This is a genomic window from Qipengyuania nanhaisediminis, assembly GCF_045862805.1.
GTDB lineage: Bacteria > Pseudomonadota > Alphaproteobacteria > Sphingomonadales > Sphingomonadaceae > Erythrobacter > Erythrobacter nanhaisediminis_A.
The window spans coordinates 2,587,284-2,612,314 of sequence record NZ_AP025760.1; the positions used below are offsets into that span (position 1 = coordinate 2,587,284).

Here is a 25,031-nt window from a genome sequence, read left to right on the forward strand (position 1 = left end):
CTTTAGGTTGCCTCAGGGCGTGCCCTGGGTGACCGTGACAGTGTTGCTCGTGCCCGACTGGGTCACCGTCGACGTGCTGCCGTCATACTGGTTGACGGTCGCGATGTGCATGCTGCCTTCCTGGGTGATCAAGCTGGTATTGTCGCCGTTCTCTTGGAGATTGTCGGCCTGGTTGCTTCCGCCCGCGGTGAGCTCATTCTGGCGGGTTGCGCTGAAATTGCCCGATCCGCTCTGGTTGGTCTGAGCGCGATTGAGGTCCGCGCCCGATCCGGTCCCGTTATTGAAGCCCTGGTCGATCAGGGCGAAACTGCCCGCACCGCTGCCGTTCTGGATGATATCGGCATCGCCGTTGCTGGAGCTCTGCGCGATCTCGGCGGTATCGCTATCGCCAAGCTGTTCAATAAAGGCGTTGTTGCTCGCCCCGCCGAACGCGCCTTGCGTGATCTCCGCAATATTGTTGCTGCCCACGCCAAACTGATTGACCTGACCTATTTGAAAATCACCGGTCTGGACGATCGTCGACGAATTGAAATCGCCCTCCTGGTTGACGAATGCCTGCGCATTCAGCGCGCCGGTAACAGTGCCGGCCGCGCTCGAACTGTCACCCTGGACGATCGTCGAGGAATTCATCAGGCCATTTGCGCCGCCGCCCTGGAAGACATTGGCGAAGCCATTGAGCGAATCGGTCTGCGTCACGCTCGAGCTGGCCTGGTTCGCCGAAAACTGGCCGACACTTGCCGTGTTGTTGTCCGAAGTCCCGTCCTGAAGGACAGTCGAACTGGAGTTGCTGGCTCCGGCGGTCTGGGTCACGGTTGCCGTGTTGCTTCCGGTCGCGATCTGGTCGATGTCGCTGTCATTGCCGGCGTTGGTCTGGACGACGTCGGCATCGTTGTTGTCGCCGACCTGGTTGATGTCCGAACTGCTCGAGCCGGGCGTTCCGAAATAGTCGGATTGGGAAACATCGGCGGTGTTGCCGCTGCCGTCCTGCGTGACGGTCGATGAGTTCTGCGCGAAGGCAGACGAAGCTGCCGCCAGCGCGACAAGCGAAATTCCTGCGGTAAGTCCCTTGATCATTTTTCAAACCTTTCGATGTCCGAACGAGCGCTCGGATGGTTTGGGGATTTTTCTTGTTGAAAGGATCCCCGGGCGAGCCCCCCGCTCGCCCGGCGATATCGGGCTATGCGATCAGGGTGCCGGAGGCGTGCCCTGGTTGACCGTTACAGTGTTGCTCGTGCCAGACTGGTTCACCGTCGACGTGCTGCCGTCATACTGGTTGACAGTCGCCATGTTCATGCTGCCTTCCTGAAGGACGAAGCTGGTATTGTCGGTCCCCTCCTGCAGCACGTCAGCATTGTTCATACCGCCAGTGGTGGTCTGGTTCTGCGAGATCGCGCTGAAATTGCCCGATCCGTCCTGCGCGGAGACAGCAACGTTGCTATCGCCGCCAAGTCCGGTTCCGTTGGCAAAACCCTGGTCGATCGCGGAGAAGTTTCCGCTACCGCCGCCCTGGCCGATCTCTGCGTGGTTGTTGTCGCTGTTCTGCGCGATTTCTGCGGTGTCGCCATCTCCGATCTGGAGGATATAGGCATTGCTCGTAGCGCCGCCATAAGTGCCTTGGCTGACCGAACTCGTGTTTCCCGTACCTGGGATCATCTGGTCGACATCAGCGAACTGGTCCGAGCCGACTTGCGTGACAGTCGCGGTGTGGTCGCTGCCGTGCTGTGTGACAAACACTCGCGCATTGGTAGCGCCCGTGCCTCCACCGCCGCTCGCCAGGAAGTTGCCCTGATCGACATTGATGACACTGTTTGAACCTGCAGCCTGGCTTGTCCGCGCTTCGCCATCGGTAGAATCGCTCTGAAAGATTGTGGCCGAGTTGCTGATCGTGGTCTGCGACTGGCTAATCGTAGCGACATTGCTGAAGGATGCTCCGGTCTGGTTGATGGTTCCCACACTGTCTTCGCCATGTTGCACGATGAGACCGAATTCTTCGCCGCCCGAACTATCCTGCGAGATGTTAGCCGCGTTGTTAAGATCCTGCTGCTGGACTTCCGCGCGATTGAGATCGCCAATCTGGTCGATATCGCTCGAATTGCCCGCGCCTTCCTGGGTGACGGTGGCCTCGTTGGACGCGCCTTCTTGGTTCACGTCCGAATTGTTTTGAGCATAGGCCGGAGCGGCCATGCCGAGAGCAATGATTGATGCTCCAGCGAAGATCTTTTTCATGATTGTCGTACCCTTTGTTTGAACCGTGCGATTACGCCGCAATTCTGGTTTCCGTTACTGCGTTGAGAAGCGCTCGGATGGTTTGGGGATTCTTCTTGTGGAAAGGATCCCCGGGCGAGCCCCCCGCTCGCCCGGCGATGAAGAGTTTTCAATCAGGGGAACGGCGTGCCCTGAACCACGTTCGCGGTGTTGCTCGTACCGTTCTGCGTCACGGTCGAGGAGTGAGCATCGAGATATTGCCCGACCGTGGCCACATTCGAGCCGCCACCACTTTGCGTGATAGTGCTGGTCGCCCCGTCTGCAAGCTGGTCGAGATCGATCGAATTGCTGCTCGCGTTCTGGCTGATCGTGCTCGTATTGTTATCGCCATCCTGCAGAACGTCGATCGACCCGCTATCCGTGAGCGAAGTATCGCCCTGCAGGATCGAACTGGTGTTGCCATTGCCGCCTTGGGTCAGGACGATATTGTTGTTGACCGAAGATCCGTTGAGCCCCTGCGAACCGGTGCTGACATTCCCGGTCCCAGTCTGGTTGATGTCGGTCTGGTTCGGTCCGTCACCACTTTGTGAAAACGTCGAACTGTTGCTGGTGCCGACCTGGTCGACAAAGACGTTTCCGATTCCCGAGATGAAGGTATCGGTGGCCGACTGGGTGAGCACGGACGTGTTGGTGTCACCCGACTGGGTAATCGCGGCGTTGTTCGTCACACCGCTCTGGGTCAGCGTCGAACTGTTGCCGGCCCCGGTATTCTGATCGATGGTCGCCGTGTTGGTGAGGCCAGACTGGATAACGGCCGAAATGTTGGTGTCACTTGACTGGGTCACCTGAACAGAACCGCTATTCCCATCCTGTTGGCTGGTGCTTGTGTTGCCATTCCCCGTCTGATCGGTGGTGATGGTGTTGCCGTCGGCAAGCGCACCGAAACTCTGCCCGACGAGGCTCAGATTGTTGTTGCCGCTCTGATTGGTCGTCGCGGTGTTGTTCGAACCGCCGGCGAAGCCCTGGTCGATCTCGCTTTCGTTGCCGTCGCCCGTCTGGTTCAGCGTCGCCGCGTTGGCATCGCCGTCCTGGAACATGCGTGACTGGCCATTGGTGCCGTCCTGGTTGACGTCGGCATTGTTGTTGGTGCCGGCCTGGCCGACGAGGCTGTCATTGCCCGAACCGTTCTGGTCCACCGTGGTCAACAAATTGCCATCCGAAACATTCACCCCGGTCTGCGACACGGTCGAGCTGTTGGCGCCGTCCTGGGTGACGAACACGTCGTAATTGGTCGCCGAATCCCCGGACACGTTCTGCGTCACCGTCGAGGTCCCGCCATTGGTCTGGTTGATGATCGCGCTGATGTCGCCGCTGGCATTGCCCGAACTGGTCTGGCTGACATCCGATGTCGATCCGCCCGACTGGGTTACCGTCGCGGTCAGGAACGGCGTGGTGTTGGCGAATGCCGCCTGGTTGATCGTCGAGGTCGATGCATCCGAGTCGACCGTTGCGGTCAGGCCACGCGCATTGGCGTTGTCGCCGCTCTGGTTGACGGTCGAATTTGATCCGTTGCTCTGGATGACATTGGCGCGGAACGAGCCGGTGAAGCCCGGGCCGTTCGCAGACTGGGTCACCGACCCGATATTGTCGTCGCCCGACTGGTCGACATCGGCGACCAGGTTGAAACTGCCCGACACATTGGTCTGCGACACGGTCGAATCGTTGTTGTTGCCGTTCTGGTTGACGAAGGCCTCGGGGTCTTCGGGAACAGCTCCGATCGAGCCGCCCGCATCGGCATCGTCCTGGGTCACGCTTGAGGTGTTGCCTGCGCCGTTCTGATCGACATCGACCAGTGCGGAAATGCCCGTCTGATCGACCGTGGAATCGTTGTTCGAACCCGTCTGGTCGACAGTGACCACGAGATCGGTGCCGTCCTGGGTCACGGTGCTCGTGTTGTTCTGGGCCAGCAGCGGGGCTGAGGCGCTGAGAGCGATGATCGAAGCGCCTGCTAGAATAACATTTTTCATCGGATTCTATTCCTTGTCGAAAAACTAACGCGACCGGGTTGCTTGACGCGGGATCTGGCGCCCCGCTCTGCAAAGAAACCGGGCGGACCCTTTTTCAAGGGCCCGCCCGGCTGTGGTCCTACTGGTTGACCGTGGTCATGTTGCCGGCACCCGATTGGCTGACCGACGAGAAGTTGCCGTCGGTCGACTGGGTCACGCTGGCATTGTGGTTGTCGCCCTCCTGGAAGACCAGGCTGGTGTTGTTGTTCCCGCTTTGCAGGACAGTGGCGAGGTTGTTGTTGCTGTCGGAGTTGAAGCCCTGCTCGACGCCGCTGAAATTGCCATTGCCGGTCTGCTGAATGTCAGCATCGTTGCCGGTGCCGGTGCCGAACGCCGACTGGTCGATAGCGCTGTCATTGTTGTCGCCGCTCTGAATCAAGCTCGCGGTGTTCGATATGCCGGCCTGGAAGATATTCGATCCACCGCCAGTGCCGTCTTGATCGACATCGGCGCTGTTGGTCACGCCGTTCTGCAACGCAAAACTGGTGTTCGAATCGCCGACCTGGTCGACAAAGACAAGCTCGTTGTCGCCCGTCTGGCTGACAGTGCTGCCATTACCATTGCCCGACTGCACGATCTGGGCGTTGTTGTCGACCAAATCCTGGGTCACATCGCTGGTGTTTGCGTCGCCCGATTGCGTGACAGAACTTTCTTGAAAGTCGCCCGTTTGCGTAATGGTGCTTGTGTTGTCTGCGCCGCTTTGGTTGCTCGTCGCATTGTGCCTGGTGAAGAAACCGGCCACTCCATCACCCTGATTGATGGTCGAGATGTTGGTCGATCCGGTTTGCGTACTTGTCGCGTTGTTGAAAAGCGTCAACTGGGTGATGGTCGCAGTGTGTGCGCCTGCCCCGCCCTGGTCGATCGTCGCGAAATTGTTGCCCGCCGCAAAGCCACCTCCGTTGGTACGAAAATCCTGCGTCACCGTCGCGGAGTTGTTATCGCTCGACTGGGTGATCGTCGATTGTTCGGCAATACCCTCTTGGGTGACATTGGCCGTGTTGTTGCTGCCTGATTGGCTGATGGTCGAAGACATGCCGGGCGTCGTGTTTGCCGAGCTATCCTGAAGAACGTTCGCGGTATTACTGTTCCCGCTCTGAAAAATGTCGGAATCGTTGCCGGTGGTGGCCGTCCCCGTATCAGTCTGCGAGACGGTCGCAGTGTTGTCCGAACCGGACTGGTCGATAAAGGAATCATCGCCGACCGATCCGCTTTGAGTCACGGTGGCGCTGTTGCCCGCCAGGATCTGCTGCGTGGTTGCAACCGCGTTCTGGCCGGTTTGCGTCACGTTCGAGGTGTTGTCGTCGCCATCCTGCGAGACTGTGATCTGGTTGAATGACCCGCCCTGGGTCATGCCCGAGGCATTGCCAAGCCCGCCCTGGGAGAGATCGGAATTGTTGTCGCCACCCGACTGATCCATCGTCGAGGTGTTCTCGTCACCCTGCTGGAACGAGGTTATGACCTGGTTCGATCCCGATTGGGTGATGTTTGAATCATTGCGGTTGGCGGTGGCGCCGGTGATCAGCACACCGAGCTGTTCGACCGTGACCGAACTGTCATCGGCGCTCTGGTCGACGACCGAATTGTTCCCGCCATCGGGACCGCCCTGAGTGACGCCAACGGTGGAATTGGTCCCGCTTTGTGTGACAGTGCTTGAATTGCTCTGCGCGAAAGCCGGACCCGAGATAGCGAGCGCTGCGATCGATGCCCCTGCGAGGATAGTCTTTTTCATACGAATTTTCCTTCGTTGGTATCCTGGTGATTTCGATGGTTGCGGTATCGGTCAGTTGCGGTTCACCGTGGCGGTGTCGTTCGTGGTGCACCGACGCCCGAGGGATGATTAAGCGCGCCGCGGGCGAGATCAGCCGCGTCGAGCGCCAGCGTCGAAACGGCCGTGACTACGTAGTGACGCATATTGAACTCTCTCCCCAATCCGGCGATCAGGACACAGAGCCTTGACACTCGTGGTCAGGGTCTGAAGCGCTGTCCGCCAGCAATCTTGCCCGCGTAAGGAGCATTGCCCCTTGCGCGCAAAACAGTTTTGCGACCTCGAATCCACCTGCGGCGATGGTGATGCGCAAGCCCTCTTGTCGGGGCCTGGTGCGCGCATCGCGCCGCTTGTCTTCGACTACGACCCCTCGTCGTTGTCCTCTTCGCTTTCGACCACCGACAGGGCGGTCAGAGAGCCGGCGCGGCGGACGGCATCCTGCACGTCGCCCGCGGCGTAAATTCCATCGCGTTCGGCGCGATAGGTGCTCATCAGCGCCTCGGCCGAGGCCATGTCGGCAAACCGCCACAGCCCCAGGTCAACCCCTTCGAGCACGAGGCCATAGACCGCTTTCTCGATCGCCTGCTGGAGCGCGACCTGGTCGGGTTCGTTGGCGGTGATGCCCCACTCGGCTTCGAGCAATTCGCGGAACGCCACGAAGCGATAGGCATTGGCACCGATCGCCTGGCTGGCGATGGTCTTGGATGTCTGGATATTGGTAAGCACCTCGCCGGTGCGCACCGAGACCGCGCGAAGATAGACGGTCACCGTGTCCTGGCGGTATTCGGTGCGCGCGCCGATGCCCAGGAACGCCGCGCCGGCCCCGCCGGTGACGGTGTTGGTGTCATATCCGATGATCCCGCCTTCGAGCAGCACGCCGGCAAACAGCAGAGCGGGCAGCGCGTTGGGATCGGTCTGCTCCTCGCCCAGATAGCGCCGGCGCATCTCGCCGATGATCTGGCGCTCCTTGAGGAGGTTATCTAGCCGCTCGCGCTCGACCACGGTGAACCACTGGCGGTTGCCGGCATCCTGCAGCGCCTTGACCAGGATCGAACCCGCGCCTTGCGTCACCGCGCGCGACAGGGTCTGTCCGGTATTGGTCGGACGGAACTGGCCGGTCTGGTCGGTGAAGCCATAAACTGCGATCGCGACCTGGCGTTGCGGCGCGGGAAGCTGGTTGAGCAGGTTCTGCGTCTGCGTCTTCTTCGGGAAATAGGCGAGACTGGTGTCTTCGGGCAGCAGGTCGCGCCCGTCATCGCCAAGGCTCATGCAGCCCCCAAGGCCAAGCGCAAGCGCCGCCAGGAGCGAAATCTTTGCCGCGATCCGCATCAGTTCACCTCGATGAAGAGAGGAATGACGATGCGGGTTTCATCGCCGGTGTCGTCATTGCGGATGATCAGCGTCACCGAATCGAGCGAACGGAAGAATTCGATCGTCTGCCCGCCAAACGTGATGGTGCCCGATTCCTGCGGATTTTCGCCGAAAATCGCGTCGACGATCTGCGACGACAGCGCCGAGAGCAGCCGCGATTCGAGTTGCCGGGCAAAGATGCTCGACTGGTTGTTGCGATCGACCGCATTGGGATCGGTGGTGTTGTTCTGGGCGTTGGCGATGCCAAGTATGTGATTGGAGTTGAACGGATTTCCGCCAAAGGTCGGACTAAGCGGTTCGTGCACGAGATCCTGCGCTGACGCGGGGATCGCGACGAGCACCCCCAGGCCTGCAGCCAATACGTATTTTCCCAGATTCAGCAATTTTCCCCCCTGCCCCCGTGGACAGCCAAAACAAAGTTAACGACCACGAACAGTGATCATGCCTATAAATTTCAATCCTGTCGAGCCAATTGATCACATCTGCGCCCGGTTTGGCTAGTGATTTTAAACTTTTGTCGGTTCCATCCAACTCTGCGCAGGCCGTCCTGCCAGCGGCTTCGCCACCCGCAAAAAAGGTTAACGCAGCGCTACGTGATTGTCCGGGAGGACGGCTGCCGCCACCCCTGGCGAAGCCATCGGATCAGCCAAGATTGGGGCGCAGCCAGCGGGTCGCGGTTTCGATATCGACCCCGCGCCGAGCGGCGTAGTCTTCGAGCTGGTCCTGCCCGATCGTCGCGACCCCGAAATACTGCGCTTCCGGGTGCCCGAAATAGAGGCCCGAAACCGCCGCGGTCGGCCACATGGCAAAGCTCTCGGTCAGGGTCAGCCCGGCATTGGCCGGCGCATCGAGCAGGTCGAAAAGGATGGGCTTGAGCGAGTGGTCGGGGCAGGCCGGATAGCCGGGCGCAGGGCGAATGCCGCGATATTGCTCCTTGATCAGACCCTCATTGGTCAGCTGCTCGCCCGGCGCATAACCCCACAGGGTCGTGCGCACATGGCGGTGCAACGCCTCGGCAAAGGCCTCGGCCAGGCGGTCGGCGAGCGCCTTGAGGAGGATGTCGGAATAATCGTCCTTGTCCGCCTGGAAACGCGCGACATGCGGTTCGATCCCGTGAATGCCGACTGCAAAGCCGCCGATCCAATCGCCGTGGGGGTCGATGAAATCGGCCAGGCACATATTGGCGCGCTCGCGGCTCTTGCGGACCTGCTGGCGCAGCATCGGCAGGACGACGTGGCGCTCTTTCTCGGCAAGGTGGATGGTGATGTCATCGCCATCGCGGGCGCAAGGCCACAGGCCGCACACGCCCTTTGCCACCAGCCATTTCTCGGCGATGATCCTGTCCAGCATGGCGTCGGCATCAGCCTTGAGGCTGCGCGCGCTCTCGCCGACGACGGGATCGTCGAGGATCGCGGGATAGGTGCCGTGCAATTCCCAGGCTCGGAAGAACGGGGTCCAGTCGATCACGTCGCGCAAATCGGCAAGCGGCCAGTCCGCAAATGCGTGGACGCCCGGCTGGAGCGGGGGCGCAGGCTTGTCGGAGAGGTAGGCGTCGTAGAAATTTGCGCGCGCCTCCTCGATCGTGAGCAGCTTCCTTTCCGCCTTGCCCGCGCGCGCGGCGCGCACGTGCTCGTAAGCCTCGGCGGTTTCGGCGACGAAGCCATCGCGCTGGGTGTCGGACAGCAATTTCGAGGCGACCCCGACCGCACGGCTGGCATCGAGCACGTGGATCACGGGCCCGTCATAGGCCGGGTCGATACGCAGCGCGGTGTGGACCTTGCTGGTGGTTGCGCCGCCGATCAGCAGCGGCATGGCCATGCCCGCGCGCTGCATTTCCTCGGCGACGGTGACCATCTCGTCGAGCGAGGGGGTGATGAGACCCGACAAGCCGATCATGTCGGCATCGTGTTCGCGCGCGGCGGCGAGGATATCCTGCCACGGCACCATGACGCCGAGATCGATGACCTCGTAGCCATTGCATTGCAGCACCACCCCGACGATGTTCTTGCCGATATCGTGGACATCGCCCTTTACCGTCGCCATCACGATCGTGCCCTTGGCGCGGGCGCCCTGCTCCTTTTCCTCCTCGATGAAAGGGATGAGATGGGCGACCGCCTTCTTCATGACCCGCGCCGACTTGACCACTTGCGGCAGGAACATCTTGCCGCTGCCGAACAGGTCGCCGACCACGTTCATGCCGTCCATCAGCGGACCTTCGATCACCTCGATCGGCTTGCCGCCCGCCTCGGCAATCGCGAGCCGCGCTTCCTCGGTATCGGCGACGACATGCGCGTCGATCCCCTTGACCAGCGCGTGTTCGAGCCGCTTGGTCACTTCCCAGCCGCGCCATTCCTCGGCGGCCTTTTCCTCGGCGGCCGTCTTGCCGCGATAGCTTTCGGCCAGAGCGATCAGCCGCTCGGTCGCGCTCGCATGTCCGCTGTCCTCGGGCGGGGGCCGCATCAGGATCACGTCCTCGCACGCCTCGCGCAAGGCGGGGTCGATCGCATCATAGACATCGAGCTGCCCGGCATTGACGATCGCCATGTCGAGCCCGGCGGGTATCGCGTGGAAGAGAAAGACCGAGTGCATCGCGCGGCGCACGGTCTCGTTGCCGCGGAAGGAAAAGGACAGGTTCGACAACCCGCCGCTGGTCTTCGCATGGGGACAGACCTGCTTGATTTCGCGCACCGCCTCGAGGAAGTCGAGCGCGTAGCGATCGTGCTCCTCTATTCCGGTCGCGACCGCGAAGATGTTGGGATCGAAGATGATGTCTTCGGGCGGAAAGCCAATCGCGGTGAGTAGATCGTAGGCGCGCTTGCAGATTTCGACCTTGCGCTCTTTCGTGTCGGCCTGTCCGACCTCGTCGAAGGCCATGACCACGATGGCCGCGCCGTAATCCATGCATTTGCGCGCATGGTCGAGAAACTCCGCCTCGCCTTCCTTCATGCTGATCGAGTTGACGATCGGCTTGCCCGAGACGCATTTCAGCCCCGCCTCGATCACCGACCATTTCGAGCTGTCGATCATCACCGGCACGCGCGCGATGTCGGGTTCGGCAGCGATCAGCTTGAGAAAGGTGACCATTGCCGCCTCGGCATCGAGCAGGCCCTCGTCCATGTTGACGTCGATGACCTGCGCGCCATTCTCGACCTGGCTGCGCGCTACCTCGACCGCGCTCGCATAATCGCCTGCCATGATCAGCTTCTTGAACCGGGCCGACCCGGTGACATTGGTGCGCTCGCCGATATTGATGAAGCGCGCGGTGCTGGCTGTGTCGTTCATCGCGTTCAGCCCGCCGCCACGAAGGCATCGAGCCCGGCGAGCCGCATGGCAGGCTCGCTCGCGGGGACGCGCCGGGGCGCCTTGCCTTCGACAGCGCGCGCTATTCCGGCGATATGGGCAGGCGTCGATCCGCAGCACCCGCCGATGATATTGGCCTGTCCGTTCGCCGCCCATTGCTCGACGAGGCCGGCCGTGGTCTCGGGCAATTCGTCATATTCGCCCAGCTCGTTGGGAAGCCCGGCATTGGGATAGGCCATCAGCAGCGTGTCAGCGATGCCCGAAAGCGCCTGGACATGGGGCCGCAACTGGTCGGCACCGAAACTGCAATTGAGGCCGATCGTCACGGGGTTCGCATGGCGGACCGAATACCAGAATGCTTCGACCGTGTGGCCCGACAGGTTACGGCCCGACAGGTCGGTGAGCGTCATCGAGATCATGAGCGGGATTGCGCGATCGAGCTTGGCTTCGAGCTGCTTGACCGCCATGATCGCGGCCTTGCAATTAAGCGTGTCGAACACCGTCTCGACCAGGATGGTATCGACCCCGCCTTCGACCAGGGCGGCGCATTGTTCGCGGTAGACATCGACGATCTCATCGAACGTGACCTCGCGATAGCCAGGATCATCGACATCGGGCGAGAGCGACAATGTCTTGTTGGTCGGGCCGATTGCCCCGCACACGAAACGCTTGCGCCCGTCAGCGGCGCTGGCTTCATCGCAGGCCTCGCGGATGACCCGGGCGGCGGCGACATTGATCTCGCGGACGAGCCCTTCGGCGCCGTAATCGGCCTGGCTGATGCGATTGGCGTTGAAGGTGTTGGTGGCGAGCACGGTCGCACCGGCAGCGATATAGTCGTCACAAATGCTGCGGATGAGATCGGGCCGGGTCAGGTTGATGAGGTCATTATTGCCCTTCTGGTCGCGCTCCAGCCCGGTATCGCCGGCATAATCGGCCGCATCGAGCTTCGCGTCCTGGATCGCGGTGCCATAGGGCCCGTCCTTGACCAGGATCGCCTCTTGCGCGGCCGCGAACAGAGCCTCGCGCACGCTCATTTCGCCGTTCCTGTCGGCCGCTTGCCGAGCATGTGGCAGATTGCATAGCTCAGCTCTGCACGGTTGAGCGTGTAGAAGTGAAATTCGCGCACCCCTCCTGCGTAAAGCCGGCGACACAGTTCGGCCGCGATGGTGGCAGAGACCAGCTGGCGCGCGGCGGGGCGTTCGTCGAGCCCTTCGAACAGGCCCTCCATCCACGAAGGGATCGCGGTGCCGCACAGGTCGGACATGCGCTGGACCGCGGCAAAGCTCATCACCGGCATGATGCCGGGAACGATCTCGCCCTCGATCCCGGCGGCGGCAGCTTTGTCGCGGAAGCGGAAGAAGCATTCGGGATCGAAGAAGAACTGCGTGATTGCGCGGGTCGCGCCGGCATCGAACTTGGCTTTCAGGTTGTCGATATCGGCCTGCGCATCGGGGCTGTCGGGATGGACCTCCGGGTAGGCGGCGACCGAGATCTCGAAATCGGCGACGCGCTTCAGCCCGGCGATGAGATCGGCGGCGTTTTCATAGCCGCCCGGATGCGGGGCATAGCCGCTTGCCCCCTCGGGCGGATCGCCACGCAGGGCGACGATGTGGCGGATGCCTTCTTCCCAGTAATGACGCGCGACCGCATCGACCTCTTCGCGGGTGGCATTGACACAGGTCAGGTGCGCCGCGGCCGGAATGCCCGCCTCGTTCTGGATGCGCACCACCTGTTCGTGGGTGCGTGTGCGAGTCGAACCGCCAGCGCCATAGGTGACCGAGACAAAGCGCGGAGCGAGCGGCGCGAGCGTTGCGACGCTGTTCCAGAGCGTTTCGGCCATCCGGTCCGACTTGGGCGGAAAGAATTCGAAACTGACGGCGATGTCGCCGGGCAGGTCGGAAAACAGCGGCGCTCCGAGCGCGGTGCGCGCATCGAGCATCTGGTCGAGCGTGGGTGTCGTCATCACACTTCCTTGCGGCGGGGCGTTGCAGCGCGCGCGGTTTGGGAGCCGGGGCGTGCGGCGGGTTCGGGCCTGGCCCGGGACCGCGCCGCCTTGATGGGGCGGCGGGCGGCGAGCCAGATCTTGACCACCAGCTCGCCGCCTTCGAGCGCGATCGGCGCCTCGGCCTCGAAACCGGCAGCGCCGAGCAGCCCGCTCATCTGGTCGTCGGAAAAGCCGAGCCGGGCGTGCTGGTGGCGGCTGCGCAATTCCTCGCGGTCATGCGCGGCAAAATCAACGATCGCGATCCGTCCGCATTCGCGCAGCACCCGCGCCGCCTCGGCGAGTGCGAGCGCGGGGTCCTGCGCGAAATGGAGCACCTGGTGGAGCAGCACGGTGTCGAAGCTCGCCGGCGCGAACGGCAGGTCGGCGAAATCGCCCTGGACCAGTTCGACCTGGCTTGCGGGCAGGTGCTGGAGCTTGGCGCGCGCCACGCGCAGCATTTCGAGGTTCTTGTCGAGCGCCACGACCCGGTCGGCGCGGCCTGCAAACAGTTCGGCCATGCGCCCGGTGCCGGTCCCGATATCGAGCACGCAGCCCAGCTCGTCATCGCCGAAGGCGCGGGCCAAGGCGGCCTCGACCTCGGCATCGGGGGTGTGAAGCGCGCGCAATTCGTCCCATTCGCCGGCATGGCGGGCGAAATAATGCTCGGCATTGCTTTCGCGGGCATTGCGGATCGCGGCGAGCTTGCGGCGATCGTCCTCGCACAGCGCGGCGAATTCCGGGTTCGCCTTTTCCGCTGCGGCAAGCAGCGCCTCGAGCGCGGTGAGCACCGGGTCGCTGTCCTCTCCGGCCAGCCCGCTTGCCGCGCGCAGGAATACCCAGCTGCCTTCGCGGCGGCGTTCGGCAAGACCGGCATCGCACAGGATCCCGACATGGCGCGAGACCCGCGGCTGGCTCTGGCCGAGCACCTGCGCCAGCTCGCCCACCGCCAGCTCCATCGCCGACAGCAGCCGGGCGATGCGAAGCCGGGTGGGATCGGCAAGCGCCTTGAAGATCGCGTCGATAGCCATCACCAGTCACACATAAAGATATTTTTATATGTGTAAACGCTCGAGTGTTGGCACTTTCCGTCGCTTGTGCTTAGGCAGACGGGCAACATTCGAAAAGGTCGCACGATTGAAACTCGGCTCTTGTTACTATCCCGAACACTGGCCCGAAAATCTGTGGGCGCGCGATGCCGAGCGGATGCGCGCCATGGGGCTTTCGCTGGTGCGGGTCGGCGAGTTTGCCTGGTCGCGGATCGAACCCGAAGCCGGGCGCCTCGACTGGGACTGGCTCGACCGCGCGATCGATTTGCTCGGTGATGCCGGGTTGGAGATCATCCTCGGCACCCCGACCGCGACCCCGCCCAAATGGCTGGTCGATAGCATGCCCGACATGGTGGCGGTCGACGCCGAAGGCCGCCCGCGCAGGTTCGGGTCGCGCCGGCACTATTGCTTTTCGCACAGGGGCTACCGCGCCGAGTGCCGCAGGATCGTGACCGCCATGGCCGAGCGATATGGCGACCACCCGGCGGTCACCATGTGGCAGACCGACAACGAATATGGCTGCCATGACAGCGTGCTGAGCTTTTCGGACGCGGCCGCGGCGGCTTTTCGCGCCTGGCTCGAAGCGCGCTATGGCACCATCGATGCGCTCAACGCGGTTTGGGGCAACGTTTTCTGGAGCATGGAATACCGCGCCTTTGCGCAAGTCGACCCGCCCCACCTCACCGTGACCGAGGCGAACCCTGCCCACTGGCTCGCTTACCGGCGCTTCGCTTCGGACGAGGTGCGCAGCTTCAATGCCGAGCAGGTGGAAATCCTGCGCGCGCACTCGCCCGGACGCGCGAACACGCACAATTTCATGGGCTTCTTCACCGAGTTCGATCACCACGCGCTCGGGCGCGACATCGATATTGCGAGCTGGGACAGCTACCCGCTCGGCTTTCTCGAACAGTTCTGGTTTTCCGAGGATCAAAAGCGCGCGTTCCTGCGGCAGGGCCACCCCGATATCGCGGGCTTTCACCACGACCTGTATCGCGGCTGCGCGGGCGGGCGCTGGGGCGTGATGGAACAGCAGCCGGGCCCGGTGAACTGGGCGCGGTTCAACCCCGCCCCCTTGCCCGGAATGGTGGCGCTGTGGACTCTCGAAGCCTTCGCCCATGGCGCCGAGTTCGTGAACTATTTCCGCTGGCGACAGGCGCCTTTCGCGCAGGAGCAGATGCATGCCGGGCTGCTGCGTCCCGACGATACCGAAGCCGAGGCCGCACACGAGGCGCGCGAGGCGGCGCGGGTGATCGCGCAGCTGGGCACCCGGCAGCCTGCCGCGGCTCAGGTCGCGCTTGTCTTCGATTACGAGGCGGCGTGGGTGTGCGGCATCCAGCCGCAGGGCGAGAGCTTTCGCCATGACGAGCTAACCTTCGCCTTCTATTCGGCGCTGCGCAGACAAGGCCTCGATATCGATATCGTGCCACCCGATGCCGATCTTGCCGTTTACCAAGCAGTGATCGTCCCCTCGCTCCCGACCGCCAGCGAGGCATTTGCCCAGCGGCTCGCCGCGCTCGATTGCCCGGTGATGATCGGCCCGCGCAGCGGCAGCAAGACCGCCGATTTCGCCATTCCCGAAGGCCTCGCCCCCGGCTCCCTGCGCACGCTCGTGCCGGTCAAGATCACCCGCGCCGAGAGCCTGCGCCCCGGTGCGGGCGAGGCAGGCGATGGCTGGGGGATCGAACGCTGGCGCGAAGATGTCGAGACCGCTTGCGACGGCGAATTCGTCACCGACAATGGCAGCGTGGCGGTCGTGAGGAATGGGCGCTTTCGCTATTGCGCGGCCTGGCCCGATAATCGCCTGCTCGACCTGCTCGTCAAGCGCATCGCCGCCGAGGCGGGACTGGAATGCACGCGCCTCCCCGAAGGGTTGCGCCTGCGCCGAACCGCAGGCCATGTCTTCGCCTTCAACTATTCCGACCACGCGATCGACACCGCGCCGCTCGACCTCGGCGATCCGGATATCGGGGCGCGGACATTGCCCCCCGCCGGTGTCGCCATCTGGCCGACCCGCTGAGGCGCGCGCAGGAGACAGACATGGCAATTCACCCGCGAACGCCCGTCATCGTCGGGGTCGGACAATGCGTCGATCACTGGAACGGCGAAGACCCCGCACGCGCGCCCTCGCCGCGCGGATTGCTGGGCGAAGCGGCGCGGCGTGCGGTGCGCGACACCGGGGCGCAGGCAGAGATGCTTGCCGGGATCGACCAGGTTCACGTCGTGCGCTGGTTCGCCGATTCCATGCCCTGCACCCCGCCCTTCGGAAACTGCGGGAACCCGCCTGCCTCGCTGGCTGCCGATATCGGGATTATCGACGCAGAGCATTTCTATTCGCATGTCGGAGGCGACCAGCCGCAGAAACTGGTGAACGAGGCGGCCGAGGCCATCTTCGCAGGCGATGCGAAAGCCGTGCTCCTCGCCGGAAGCGAAGCCATCGCCGCGATGAAGACAGCATTGCGCAAGGGCATCACGCTCGACTGGTCGGACAGCGCCGCGGGCAATCTGACCGATCGCGGCAGAGGCATGGCGCTGCTGAGCGAATACGAGATCCGCAACGGGCTGGGCCGCCCGACCAGCACCTATCCGCTGTTCGAGAACGCGCTGCGTCATCGCTGGCAGATCAGCGAGCGCGAGCATGAAAGCCTGATGGCCGAACTGCTCGCCGGTTTTTCCGAGATCGCCGCGAACAATCCCCATGCCCAGTATCCGCAGGCGCGCAGTCCCGATTTCCTCATGACCGAAAGCGATGAAAACTACCGGATCGCATCGCCCTATCTGAAGTGGCATGTCGCGCAGGACGCGGTCAATCAGGGCGCGGCGATCGTCCTTACCAGCGTCGAAGAGGCCGAGCGGATGGGCATCGCTCCGGCGAAGTGGATCTATCTCCACGGCTATGCCGCGGCACACGACAACAATGTCTGCGAGCGCCCCGATCTGTCGCGTTCGCCGGCGATCGAAGGAGTGACGAGGCTCGCTCTGGAAAGCGCCGGCAAGTCCGCCGCGCAGATCGCCCATTTCGACCTTTACAGCTGCTTTCCCTGCGCGGTGTTCCTCGCCGCCGAAGCGATTGGCCTCGACTGGCGCACAGTGCCCGCGACGGTGACCGGCGGCCTGCAGTTCGCGGGCGGTGCGGGCAACAATTATTCCATGCACGCCATCGCCGCGATGGCCGAGAAGCTGCGCGCAGACCCGTCCGCATTCGGCTTCGTCCTCGCCAATGGCGGCTACCTGTCGAAAGAGGCCGCCGGCGTCTATTCCGCACGGCCAAAGGAGGACTGGCAGCCCGTCTCGAGCGAGGCCGTGCAGAGCGAGATCGACGCGAGCGGGGTGCCATACGCCCTGTCCGAGGACACGACGGCGCGTATCGAGACGCTCTCGGTATCCTACAGGCGCGGCACTCCGAGCCACGCAGTGGTGATCGCGAAAAGCAAAAAGGGGCGGATCCTCGCCCGGGCGCGGAGCGGCGATTACGCCACGATGACGGCGCTGGACCAGCCCGGCGCCATCGGACGCCCGATCGCCATTGTGCAGGAGGACGCAAGCAATGTCATCGCGTCCGCCTCACCAGCACGCATGGACTGAAGCCGGCCAGCCACACGCGGCCTGGCCCGGTCGCCAAGGCACGGCATCAGCAAGACAATCAAGACGGGGAATGGTGCCGCTTAGAGGATTCGAACCTCTGCCCCCATCATTACGAATTTAGAGGAGTGGTTTCGAGTAATCCATATTCACCAGTACTTTAGACGCACTCTGACTCGCATCTGAGCGCACGACCCACAGAGAACCCAAAGTGCGATAAATCTAAAGTGAGAGCATTTCCTACCGAAAGCGCTTTGCTTCAGTCCGGCTTCGTAACTCGACCTCAGCCAGACCCATTTGGACCGCTGGTATTGTGGCTGTGGGGCGGAGCCATGAATGACCGCAATTGGGGTGGAAGCGGACTGTCTGCTTAGCAGATGCAACACTAGCCACCTGCATCCATCGTGCGTGCGATCAGCTCCTTCATGACTTCATTCGCGCCGCCGTAGATTTTCTGCGCACGCGCATCGGTGTAGAGCTTGGCAATCGGATATTCGCTCATAAAGCCATATCCGCCGTGTAATTGCAGGCACTCGTCGATGACTTCGCACTGGACCTGTGTGGCCCACCATTTGGCTTTGGATGCGTCAGATGCCGTCAACTCGCCGAGATTGACCTGTTCCATGCCGCGATCGAGGAAGGCGCGGGTCACGTCCGCCTTTGTTTGGCACTCGGCAAGCTTGAAGCGGGTGTTCTGCAAATCCATCAGGCGTCCGCCAAAAGCCTTGCGGTTTTGCACATAGGTAAGTGTTTCATCGATTGCCCGGTCTATCGCGCCCAAGGCCCAAAAACCAATTCCAAGCCGCTCCCACGGCAATTGCTGCATCAGCTGATAGAAGCCTTTGCCCTCCTCCATGCCAAGCACATTGGTCATGGGGACACGGACGTCTTCGAAGAACAGTTCCGAGGTGTCCTGCCCCTTCATGCCAATTTTATCGAGATTGGTGCCGCGCTTGAACCCTTCGAGGCCATCGGTTTCGAGAGCGATAAGCGAGATTCCCGATGAGCCTTTCTCAGGATCGGTTTTCGCAACGACGATCACGAAGTTTGCTTGCTGGCCGTTGGTGATGAATATCTTCGAGCCGTTGAGGACATATTCGTTGCCATCCTGAACGGCCTTTGTCCGCACAGCCTGCAAGTCAGAGCCAGTGCCGGGTTCCGTCATAGCAATCGCGGGGATCAGCTCTCCGCTGATCATGCCGGGCAACCATTTCCGCTTTTGCTCCTCGGTGCCAAAAGCGGAAACATAGTGTTTGAGGATGGATTGCAGCAGCACGCCCCAGCTCAGCGTGTTGGTGTACCCTTGTTGATAGGCGATGATCGCATCGAAGCCATAGTCCCCGCCAAAGCCGCCATATTCCTCGTCGATACCAGCGCCCATCAGGCCAGCTTCGCCAGCTTTGGTCCAAAGCTCCTTGTCGACTTCGCCTTCCTGCGCCCAGCGCGCTTCGTGAGGCACGCATTCCTCGTCGATAAAGCGTGCGACGCTGTCTGCGAAGAGCTTGTGCTCGTCGCTCATCCAGGGGGCATTGAGAGTGCGCATTGTGTGTCCTTGTGAGTGGTCGCCGTGTCAGTTGACTTGGCGATCTGTGTCTTTCCAATAGGGTTCGCGAAGCTCGCGTTTCAGCACCTTGCCTGCGCCGGAGAGCGGCAAGGGTTCGCTGCGAAACTCAACGCTTCGGGGCAATTTGTAATTGGCGATAGCTGCGCGGCAGTGCTCGATCAGGTCGGCTTCGCTTGTCGATGCGCCTTCTTTCAAGACGATCACCGCATGAACGGCCTCTCCCCACTGCTGGGCTGGGATGCCGATCACGGCGGCTTCTGCAACGGCAGGATGTGTTGAGAGCGCGCTTTCTACCTCGGCTGAGAAGACGTTCTCTCCGCCGGTCACGATCATGTCCTTCATCCGGTCGACGATGTAGAGAAATCCGTCATCGTCGCGGTATCCGCCGTCGCCTGTGTGAACCCAGCCATCCACCAGCGTTTCCGCCGTCTGGTCCGGCATGTTCCAATAGCCAGTCATCGCGCCAAGGCTGCGAACGGCAATTTCGCCGACTTCGCCAGGGACAACATCGGCGCGTTGATCATCAAGCAGCCTTATCTCTGCGCCCGGTATCGTACGGCCAGCCGACCGGAGACGATGCGCATGCTCTCCATCGAGCTCATGGCATGAAGCGGGCAATATGGTCGCCAGGGGGCCAAGCTCGGTTTGTCCATAAGCTTGCACGAACGATACGTTTGGCAGCATCTCCATCGCCTTGCGTAGCACCCCTTCGGGCATGGGTGATGCGCCATAGATGATCGTGCGCAGGCTGCTGAACTTGGCTGGATCAAACTCAGGATGCTGCAAGACCATGGCCAGCATGGTCGGCACCAGAACGGCATGGGTTACGCCATATTGTGCCATCGCATTTTGCGTCGCAACCGGATCAAAGGCTGGGATGTAGACATGGCTCGCGCCTGCCAATGTGACACCCGCTGACAATGCGCCATCGGCCAGATGAAACATCGGGGCCGCGTGCAGATAGGTGTGTCCAGCCTCTAACGAGCACATTCCTGCCGCCGCCATTGCGTTGTACCAAAGCGCCCTGTGCGAGAGCATTACGCCTTTGGGAAAGCCTGTGGTTCCGCCGGTGTAGTATAGCCCCGCAAGGTCTTCGCCTGAGCGGTTGGTATCCGGCGCAGGTTCGTGCTGGGCCAGTAATTTGGAGTAATTCAACATGTCGCGGGGCGGGGCGCTGTCTCCAAGGAAGATCACATGCTTGATGCTTGGAGCCTCGGCTTTGATCGCCTCGAACATGGGAGCAAAGATCGCATCAACGAAAAGAATTTCCGCGCCAGAATCTCTCAATGAGTAAGCGTTTTCAGCCGCCGACCAGCGCACATTCATCGGCACAACGCAGCCGCCCGCCCACCATGTCGCAAGGAGGTATTCGGTGTAGCGATCCGAATTGAGAGCGAGGATTGCGGTGCGATCACCCTCTTTCAGGCCAAGGCTTTTGAGAGCGGCGGCCATACGAGCGACATTGGATTGAACCTCAGCCCAGGTCTGGTCCTTGTCGCCCATCCTTGTGGCGATTTTTGTGGGCGTGGCGGACGCAGCGGCGCGGAGCGGCTGCGTCATTGCCATCATTTCGAGACCCGCTGATCCGTTCCTTGCTGTGTCCGTCAATGCGCCTCTCCCAAAGCTTTCGGTGTGTCCCGCGCCAATCACTGTTTCGACAATGACAGGTCCACTCCGATCAGCTCGCCTACGACCTTGAGCGTGTTCATCATGTCCTTCGGGTGGCCAGCGCCTTCGAAGGATTGAACCGTGTCCCACTCATCCGCCAATTGCTCGGCAGAGAACCCTTGCGCCGGATTGAAGCGTGCCCCTTGCGTCTGCTCCCAGCGTAGGCGCGAGACCCAGCCGCCGCCGACTTCGAACAATTGTCCGGTATCGGTGTTGCTCTCATGGCAAAGCTTGATCGCAAGCGGTGTGACCAGTTCGGGCTTCAACCCTTCGAGCATGGCAGGTGGCATGACGCTCTCGGTCAGTCGCGAGGCTGCAATCGGTGCGATCGTGTTCACAAAGATACCTTTGCCTGCCCCTTCAATGGCGAGCGTTTGCGCAAGACCGTGCAGGCCAAGCTTGGCCGCCGAGTAGTTCGCTTGTCCAAAATTGCCATAAACGCCCGCGCCCGATGCGGTCATGATGACGCGGCCATATCCAGCTTCGCGCATATGCGGCCAAGCGGCGCGCGTAACCGCGAAGCTGCCGCCCAGATGGACTTTCTGGATAAGCTCCCAGTCTTCCTGCGTCATCTTATGGAAGGTCGCATCGCGCAAGATGCCAGCGTTGTTCACCACCACATCGACCTGTCCGAAAGTGTCGAGGGCGCACTGGACGATTTTCTCGCCGTCCTCGACGCTATCGCCATTGGCCACGGCTTCGCCGCCAGCCGCCTTGATCTCGTCGACGACCTTCTGGGCAACCGCGCTATCGCGCCCGCCGCCACTGGTCGCGCCGCCAAGGTCGTTGATGACCACTTTCGCACCGCGCCGCGCAAATTCGAGCGCGTGCGATTTGCCAAGGCCATTGCCAGCGCCGGTTACGATTACAACGCGACCTTCGAAATTGAGTGTATCTGTCATTGGATTATCCCTCACCAAGCTTCACGACAGCCTGACCGCCCAGTTTAACGTCGCCTGCCTGATTGGCAGCTTGCAGTTCGATCCGAGCGCATTTCTCGCCATCCTGTTCGAAGATTTCAGCGACCTTGCCCGTGCAGGTGATTTCGTCGCCCAGATGCGTGATCGCGCCAAAGCGAACACCGTATTGCTTGATCGCCTTTTGCGGGACCCAGCCGGTGAGAACCTGCGCGAGATAAGCCATCGACAACATGCCATGCGCAAAGACATCCGGCATGCCCGCCTTCTTCGCAAAGTCGATGTCGATGTGCATGGGGTTGTGATCGCCCGATGCGCCTGCAAACAGCGCGAGCGTGGTGCGGTTGATCGGCGGTTTTGTGATCGTAGGAAGCTCGGTTCCAACCTCGATATTTTCCAGAGATGTTACCATCGAATGTCCCCTATCCGTGCCGCACGACAGTGGTGGTCACCGATTTGGAGACCACTTTGCCGTCTTGATTGGTTGCGCTTGTCTCGATCACGAGAAATTCCAGTGCGCCGCCCTTCTTGTCGAAGATGTCGGTAATTTTGTCTTCGAGCGTGATGGTATCGCCTGCGCAAATCGGCTCGAAATATTCAAAGTTCTGCTCGCCGTGCAGAACCTTGCCAAGGTCGATGCCAAGATCCGTGTATTTGGCAAAAGGATCAGGCGCGGCGAGGCCCAGCGAGAAACCGAAGGTGGGCGGGGCTGGAAGCGAACGATAGCCCGCAGCCTTGGCCGCTTCCTCGTCGGTGTAGACAGGATTTTTCTCACCCGTCGCCTTGGCAAAGAAACGCAATTGCCCCTTTTCAACGTCAACCGTGAGAATGCCCAAAGAGCTGCCGATTTTGCTGCGATCAATCATACGAAAACTCCTCAAGCTGCCTGATACAGGGTGACAACGCATGCGCCGCCAAGCCCGAGATTGTGTTGGAGGGCGTTGCGAGCGCCTTCGACCTGCCTTGCGCCAGCCGTGCCGCGCAATTGATGGGTCAGCTCGTAGCATTGGGCGAGGCCCGTTGCGCCCAGCGGATGCCCCTTGGAAAGAAGCCCACCCGATGGGTTCGTGACGACCTTGCCGCCGAATGTGTTGTCCCCGTCGGCGATGAATTTCTGCGCTTCGCCTTCACCGCAAAGGCCAAGGCCCTCGTAAGTGATCAGCTCATTATGCGCAAAGCAGTCATGTAGCTCGACAACGTCCACGTCTTCGGCGCCAATTCCTGCGTCTTCATAGACGCTTTTAGTGGCCGCGGCCGTCATGTCGTATCCGACAAGCTGCATCATGTCCTTCGCATCAAACGTGGAGGGAAAATCGGTCCGCATCGCTTGCGCAGCGATGACCACATCAGTGTTGAGGCCATGCTTCTTGGCAAAGCTCTCCGAAACCAGCACCGCTGCCGCACCGCCGCATGTGGGCGGGCACGCCATTAGCCGCGTCATCACGCCAGGCCAAAATGCCTTGGCTTCAAGCACCTCCTCGGGTGTTACCACATTGCGGAAGACCGCGAGTTCGTTGTTCGCCGCATGGCGACTGGCCTTCGCTCTGATCTTGGCGAAATCCTCTAGCGTGGTGCCGTACTTATCCATATGGCTTTTGCCCGCGCCGCCAAAATATTTGAGCGCAAGCGGAACTTCGGATTTGCCCATGATGTCTTCGCAGGTTTCATCGAAGCTTTCAAAAGCGCTGGGGCGATCTTCATAGACACTGCCTAGTGCGCCCGGTGCCATCTGCTCAAACCCCACGGCGAGAACGCAGTCGAGCATGCCGGATTCGATGGCCTGCCGCGCCAAGAACAGCGCTGAGGAACCGGTTGAGCAATTGTTGTTCACATTGACGACGGGAATGCCCGTCATGCCGACGCGGTAAAGCGCTTTTTGCCCGCAAGTGGAATCGCCATAGACATAACCTGCATAGGCTTGCTCGACATGGGCGTAGTCGACGCCTGCATCGTCCAATGCGGCCCTCGCAGCCGCTGCCCCCATTTCATCATAGGAAGGCGAAGCGCCGGGCTTGGTGAAGGGGATCATCCCCACACCTGCAACGATCACTTTTTCTGCAGCGGCTTTTGGCATTCGGCTTGCTCCCATCGTGTTTTTGATTGGAGTGCAGAATGCCTGATTGACCCATTAAGTCTAATGCGAATTGCGCCTTCACTATTCCAAATTGGAATACAGGCGTTAACTGGGCGGATGGGCCTTAAGCGAGCGCAAGAATGCTGCGAGGTTCCCTGCAATCTGTCGGTCCGCTGAAAACCCGCAACTCAGCTCCATCGGACTGAACACGTCCAGATCAACAATCGCAAAACGCGAACGGAACGCAGCGCTATCGGAATAGGCTTCACTAACAATGGCAAGCAGGTCTGTGCTTGCCACCATATCCGCAAGAGTGGCGAAGTTCTCAACGTGGTGGAGAAAACGCTCTGGGTGCTTTCCCGCCTTTGTATAGAGCTCACGCAACGCATCGGTGTTATCGCTCGACACATCAGGGGTGACGATCGAATATGCGATTACGTCTCGCGGTGTGACTTTGCGATGCTTGGTCAACGGATGACCTTTGCGGCAAAAGAGCCTCGCCTTGATTGAGCTTACCGGCTCGATCGCGATGCTGCTCTCTCCTGACATGAAATCGGTCGGACCAATAAGAGCGTCCAAATCACCGCGTCTCAAGCTGCGAAGTGCCTGTTCAACGGGGGCTGATGAAACCTGAAGCCTCATAGAAGGGCGATCTTTCACCAACTGGCACAAAGCACGGTTGAGCAAGCCCTCAATCGAAGGCGGGCTGACACCCAACCGGAAGATGGCCTCACGCGCCTTCGCTTCATCCTGCGTGTCGGTAAGAAGCAGATCAAGGTCGGTGACAATCCGGGCAGCGCGATCCAAGAACTCGCGCCCCTCAGCCGTCGCAATCACACCGCGAGATTTGCGTTCGAACAGCGCATGGCCAACCTCACGCTCAATCTCCGCAACGCTCTTTGTGACCGAGGACTGTGTGACGTGCAGGGCCTTGGCCGCAGCTGTAATTGAACCCGCGCGGTCAACAGCAACGATATGCCTCAATTTGGTATGACTGATCATGACATTCCAAATATGAATGCCATGGTCGCCAAGTGCAAACGTTTCCACTTGCGAATGGCAGTGTCCGCTTTCTTTCGCTGGCCCGGCCTGACCAAAGTTCGCAAATTGCGTCGTTAGCGGAAAGACAGGAATAGCAGTGCAAGAACCGCAAACCGGAATGGCCGCTAACGGCCCAGTTCCAGCCGACCCAAGCAGCACCCAAGTAAGACCCAACCGCCCGAGAAGCCTAATGGCCTTTCGACAGACGAATTAGTGCCCCGAACCCTAAGGCGCGTTCGCCTCAAGGTCCAAGAAAACAAAGCTGAAAGGTGTGGTGCCGCTTAGAGGATTCGAACCTCTGACCCCATCATTACGAATTCAGGAGAGTCGCTTGGCAATGTCTGTATTATTCATTGGCTTAGAAATCAGGAAAACGCTGCCTGAACGCCGCCCCACACACGACCCAAAGTTCGTTCACGTTGTTTCACCTTCGGTTCCTAGCGAAAGCGCT

19 protein-coding genes are annotated in these 25,031 nt (G+C 61.1%); 2 read left to right on the forward strand and 17 right to left on the reverse strand.

Annotation, left to right across the window (positions count from 1 at the left end; all coding sequences use genetic code 11):
* Positions 1-12: 12 nt before the first annotated feature.
* The 10 genes from ACKTSM_RS12595 to ACKTSM_RS12640 form a co-directional block, all read right to left on the reverse strand.
* Positions 13-1,074, reverse strand: a complete 1,062-nt coding sequence (locus tag ACKTSM_RS12595) for a hypothetical protein (RefSeq protein WP_407874993.1) — start codon at positions 1,072-1,074, stop codon at positions 13-15.
* 111 nt (positions 1,075-1,185) lie between these two features.
* Positions 1,186-2,226: a hypothetical protein gene (locus tag ACKTSM_RS12600; protein ID WP_407874994.1), complete on the reverse strand. Its 1,041-nt coding sequence runs from the start codon at positions 2,224-2,226 to the stop codon at positions 1,186-1,188.
* Positions 2,227-2,378: 152 nt separating this feature from the next.
* Complete coding sequence (locus tag ACKTSM_RS12605; RefSeq protein WP_407874995.1) at positions 2,379-4,232, reverse strand: beta strand repeat-containing protein; 1,854 nt, start codon at positions 4,230-4,232, stop codon at positions 2,379-2,381.
* Positions 4,233-4,350: 118 nt separating this feature from the next.
* Positions 4,351-6,000 (reverse strand): beta strand repeat-containing protein, encoded by a 1,650-nt coding sequence (locus ACKTSM_RS12610; RefSeq protein WP_407874996.1) that lies wholly within the window; start codon positions 5,998-6,000, stop codon positions 4,351-4,353.
* A 396-nt stretch (positions 6,001-6,396) separates the two neighbouring features.
* Positions 6,397-7,365: a CsgG/HfaB family protein gene (locus tag ACKTSM_RS12615; protein WP_407874997.1), complete on the reverse strand. Its 969-nt coding sequence runs from the start codon at positions 7,363-7,365 to the stop codon at positions 6,397-6,399.
* Positions 7,365-7,766: a curli assembly protein CsgF gene (locus ACKTSM_RS12620; protein WP_407874998.1), complete on the reverse strand. Its 402-nt coding sequence runs from the start codon at positions 7,764-7,766 to the stop codon at positions 7,365-7,367. Before ACKTSM_RS12620 ends, ACKTSM_RS12615 begins: the two co-directional genes overlap by 1 nt.
* Positions 7,767-8,049: 283 nt before the next feature.
* On the reverse strand, positions 8,050-10,689 hold the full coding sequence (metH, locus tag ACKTSM_RS12625) for a methionine synthase (protein WP_407874999.1): 2,640 nt from the start codon (positions 10,687-10,689) through the stop codon (positions 8,050-8,052).
* 5 nt (positions 10,690-10,694) lie between these two features.
* On the reverse strand, positions 10,695-11,741 hold the full coding sequence (locus tag ACKTSM_RS12630; protein ID WP_407875000.1) for a homocysteine S-methyltransferase family protein: 1,047 nt from the start codon (positions 11,739-11,741) through the stop codon (positions 10,695-10,697).
* The gene (gene metF, locus ACKTSM_RS12635; protein WP_407875001.1) at positions 11,738-12,670 is read right to left on the reverse strand and encodes a methylenetetrahydrofolate reductase; all 933 of its coding nucleotides are present in this window, start codon (positions 12,668-12,670) and stop codon (positions 11,738-11,740) included. Before metF ends, ACKTSM_RS12630 begins: the two co-directional genes overlap by 4 nt.
* A complete protein-coding gene (locus ACKTSM_RS12640) occupies positions 12,670-13,719 on the reverse strand; it encodes an ArsR/SmtB family transcription factor (protein ID WP_407875002.1) in 1,050 nt (349 codons plus the stop codon). The genes metF and ACKTSM_RS12640 overlap by 1 nt, the downstream gene beginning before the upstream one ends.
* A gap of 106 nt (positions 13,720-13,825) precedes the next feature.
* Here ACKTSM_RS12640 and ACKTSM_RS12645 point away from each other — a divergent pair, with 106 nt between their 5' ends.
* Entirely contained in the window at positions 13,826-15,754 is a 1,929-nt protein-coding gene (locus tag ACKTSM_RS12645; RefSeq protein ID WP_407875003.1) for a beta-galactosidase, read from the forward strand.
* Positions 15,755-15,774: 20 nt separating this feature from the next.
* Positions 15,775-17,319, forward strand: coding sequence for a hypothetical protein (locus ACKTSM_RS12650; RefSeq protein ID WP_407875004.1), 1,545 nt, complete (start codon positions 15,775-15,777; stop codon positions 17,317-17,319).
* A 382-nt stretch (positions 17,320-17,701) separates the two neighbouring features.
* Here the strand turns inward: ACKTSM_RS12650 and ACKTSM_RS12655 are convergent, their stop codons facing one another.
* The 7 genes from ACKTSM_RS12655 to ACKTSM_RS12685 all read right to left on the reverse strand — a co-directional run bounded on the left by ACKTSM_RS12655 (position 17,702) and on the right by ACKTSM_RS12685 (position 24,589).
* The gene (locus ACKTSM_RS12655; RefSeq protein ID WP_407875005.1) at positions 17,702-18,859 is read right to left on the reverse strand and encodes an acyl-CoA dehydrogenase family protein; all 1,158 of its coding nucleotides are present in this window, start codon (positions 18,857-18,859) and stop codon (positions 17,702-17,704) included.
* A gap of 27 nt (positions 18,860-18,886) precedes the next feature.
* On the reverse strand, positions 18,887-20,449 hold the full coding sequence (locus tag ACKTSM_RS12660) for a long-chain-fatty-acid--CoA ligase (RefSeq protein ID WP_407875006.1): 1,563 nt from the start codon (positions 20,447-20,449) through the stop codon (positions 18,887-18,889).
* A gap of 77 nt (positions 20,450-20,526) precedes the next feature.
* Entirely contained in the window at positions 20,527-21,450 is a 924-nt protein-coding gene (locus ACKTSM_RS12665) for an SDR family oxidoreductase (protein WP_407875007.1), read from the reverse strand.
* A 4-nt stretch (positions 21,451-21,454) separates the two neighbouring features.
* Positions 21,455-21,877, reverse strand: a complete 423-nt coding sequence (locus ACKTSM_RS12670) for a MaoC family dehydratase (RefSeq protein WP_407875008.1) — start codon at positions 21,875-21,877, stop codon at positions 21,455-21,457.
* Between the two features lie 10 nt (positions 21,878-21,887).
* Positions 21,888-22,331, reverse strand: a complete 444-nt coding sequence (locus tag ACKTSM_RS12675; RefSeq protein ID WP_407875009.1) for a MaoC family dehydratase N-terminal domain-containing protein — start codon at positions 22,329-22,331, stop codon at positions 21,888-21,890.
* An 11-nt stretch (positions 22,332-22,342) separates the two neighbouring features.
* Entirely contained in the window at positions 22,343-23,539 is a 1,197-nt protein-coding gene (locus tag ACKTSM_RS12680) for a lipid-transfer protein (RefSeq protein ID WP_407875010.1), read from the reverse strand.
* Positions 23,540-23,644: 105 nt separating this feature from the next.
* Positions 23,645-24,589, reverse strand: coding sequence for a LysR family transcriptional regulator (locus ACKTSM_RS12685; protein ID WP_407875011.1), 945 nt, complete (start codon positions 24,587-24,589; stop codon positions 23,645-23,647).
* Positions 24,590-25,031 lie beyond the last annotated feature (442 nt).

Excerpts from the sequence above, each read along its gene's own strand:
- ACKTSM_RS12675 (WP_407875009.1), bottom strand. The coding sequence starts at position 22,331 with ATGATTGATCGCAGCAAAATCGGCAGCTCTTTGGGCATTCTCACGGTT.
- ACKTSM_RS12610 (WP_407874996.1), bottom strand. The coding sequence starts at position 6,000 with ATGAAAAAGACTATCCTCGCAGGGGCATCGATCGCAGCGCTCGCTATC.
- ACKTSM_RS12680 (WP_407875010.1), bottom strand. The coding sequence starts at position 23,539 with ATGCCAAAAGCCGCTGCAGAAAAAGTGATCGTTGCAGGTGTGGGGATG.
- ACKTSM_RS12670 (WP_407875008.1), bottom strand. The coding sequence starts at position 21,877 with ATGGTAACATCTCTGGAAAATATCGAGGTTGGAACCGAGCTTCCTACG.
- metH (WP_407874999.1), bottom strand. The coding sequence starts at position 10,689 with ATGAACGACACAGCCAGCACCGCGCGCTTCATCAATATCGGCGAGCGC.
- ACKTSM_RS12655 (WP_407875005.1), bottom strand. The coding sequence starts at position 18,859 with ATGCGCACTCTCAATGCCCCCTGGATGAGCGACGAGCACAAGCTCTTC.
- ACKTSM_RS12595 (WP_407874993.1), bottom strand. The coding sequence starts at position 1,074 with ATGATCAAGGGACTTACCGCAGGAATTTCGCTTGTCGCGCTGGCGGCA.
- metF (WP_407875001.1), bottom strand. The coding sequence starts at position 12,670 with ATGACGACACCCACGCTCGACCAGATGCTCGATGCGCGCACCGCGCTC.
- ACKTSM_RS12630 (WP_407875000.1), bottom strand. The coding sequence starts at position 11,741 with ATGAGCGTGCGCGAGGCTCTGTTCGCGGCCGCGCAAGAGGCGATCCTG.
- ACKTSM_RS12600 (WP_407874994.1), bottom strand. The coding sequence starts at position 2,226 with ATGAAAAAGATCTTCGCTGGAGCATCAATCATTGCTCTCGGCATGGCC.
- ACKTSM_RS12605 (WP_407874995.1), bottom strand. The coding sequence starts at position 4,232 with ATGAAAAATGTTATTCTAGCAGGCGCTTCGATCATCGCTCTCAGCGCC.
- ACKTSM_RS12615 (WP_407874997.1), bottom strand. The coding sequence starts at position 7,365 with ATGCGGATCGCGGCAAAGATTTCGCTCCTGGCGGCGCTTGCGCTTGGC.
- ACKTSM_RS12650 (WP_407875004.1), top strand. The coding sequence starts at position 15,775 with ATGGCAATTCACCCGCGAACGCCCGTCATCGTCGGGGTCGGACAATGC.
- ACKTSM_RS12660 (WP_407875006.1), bottom strand. The coding sequence starts at position 20,449 with ATGATGGCAATGACGCAGCCGCTCCGCGCCGCTGCGTCCGCCACGCCC.
- ACKTSM_RS12640 (WP_407875002.1), bottom strand. The coding sequence starts at position 13,719 with ATGGCTATCGACGCGATCTTCAAGGCGCTTGCCGATCCCACCCGGCTT.
- ACKTSM_RS12665 (WP_407875007.1), bottom strand. The coding sequence starts at position 21,450 with ATGACAGATACACTCAATTTCGAAGGTCGCGTTGTAATCGTAACCGGC.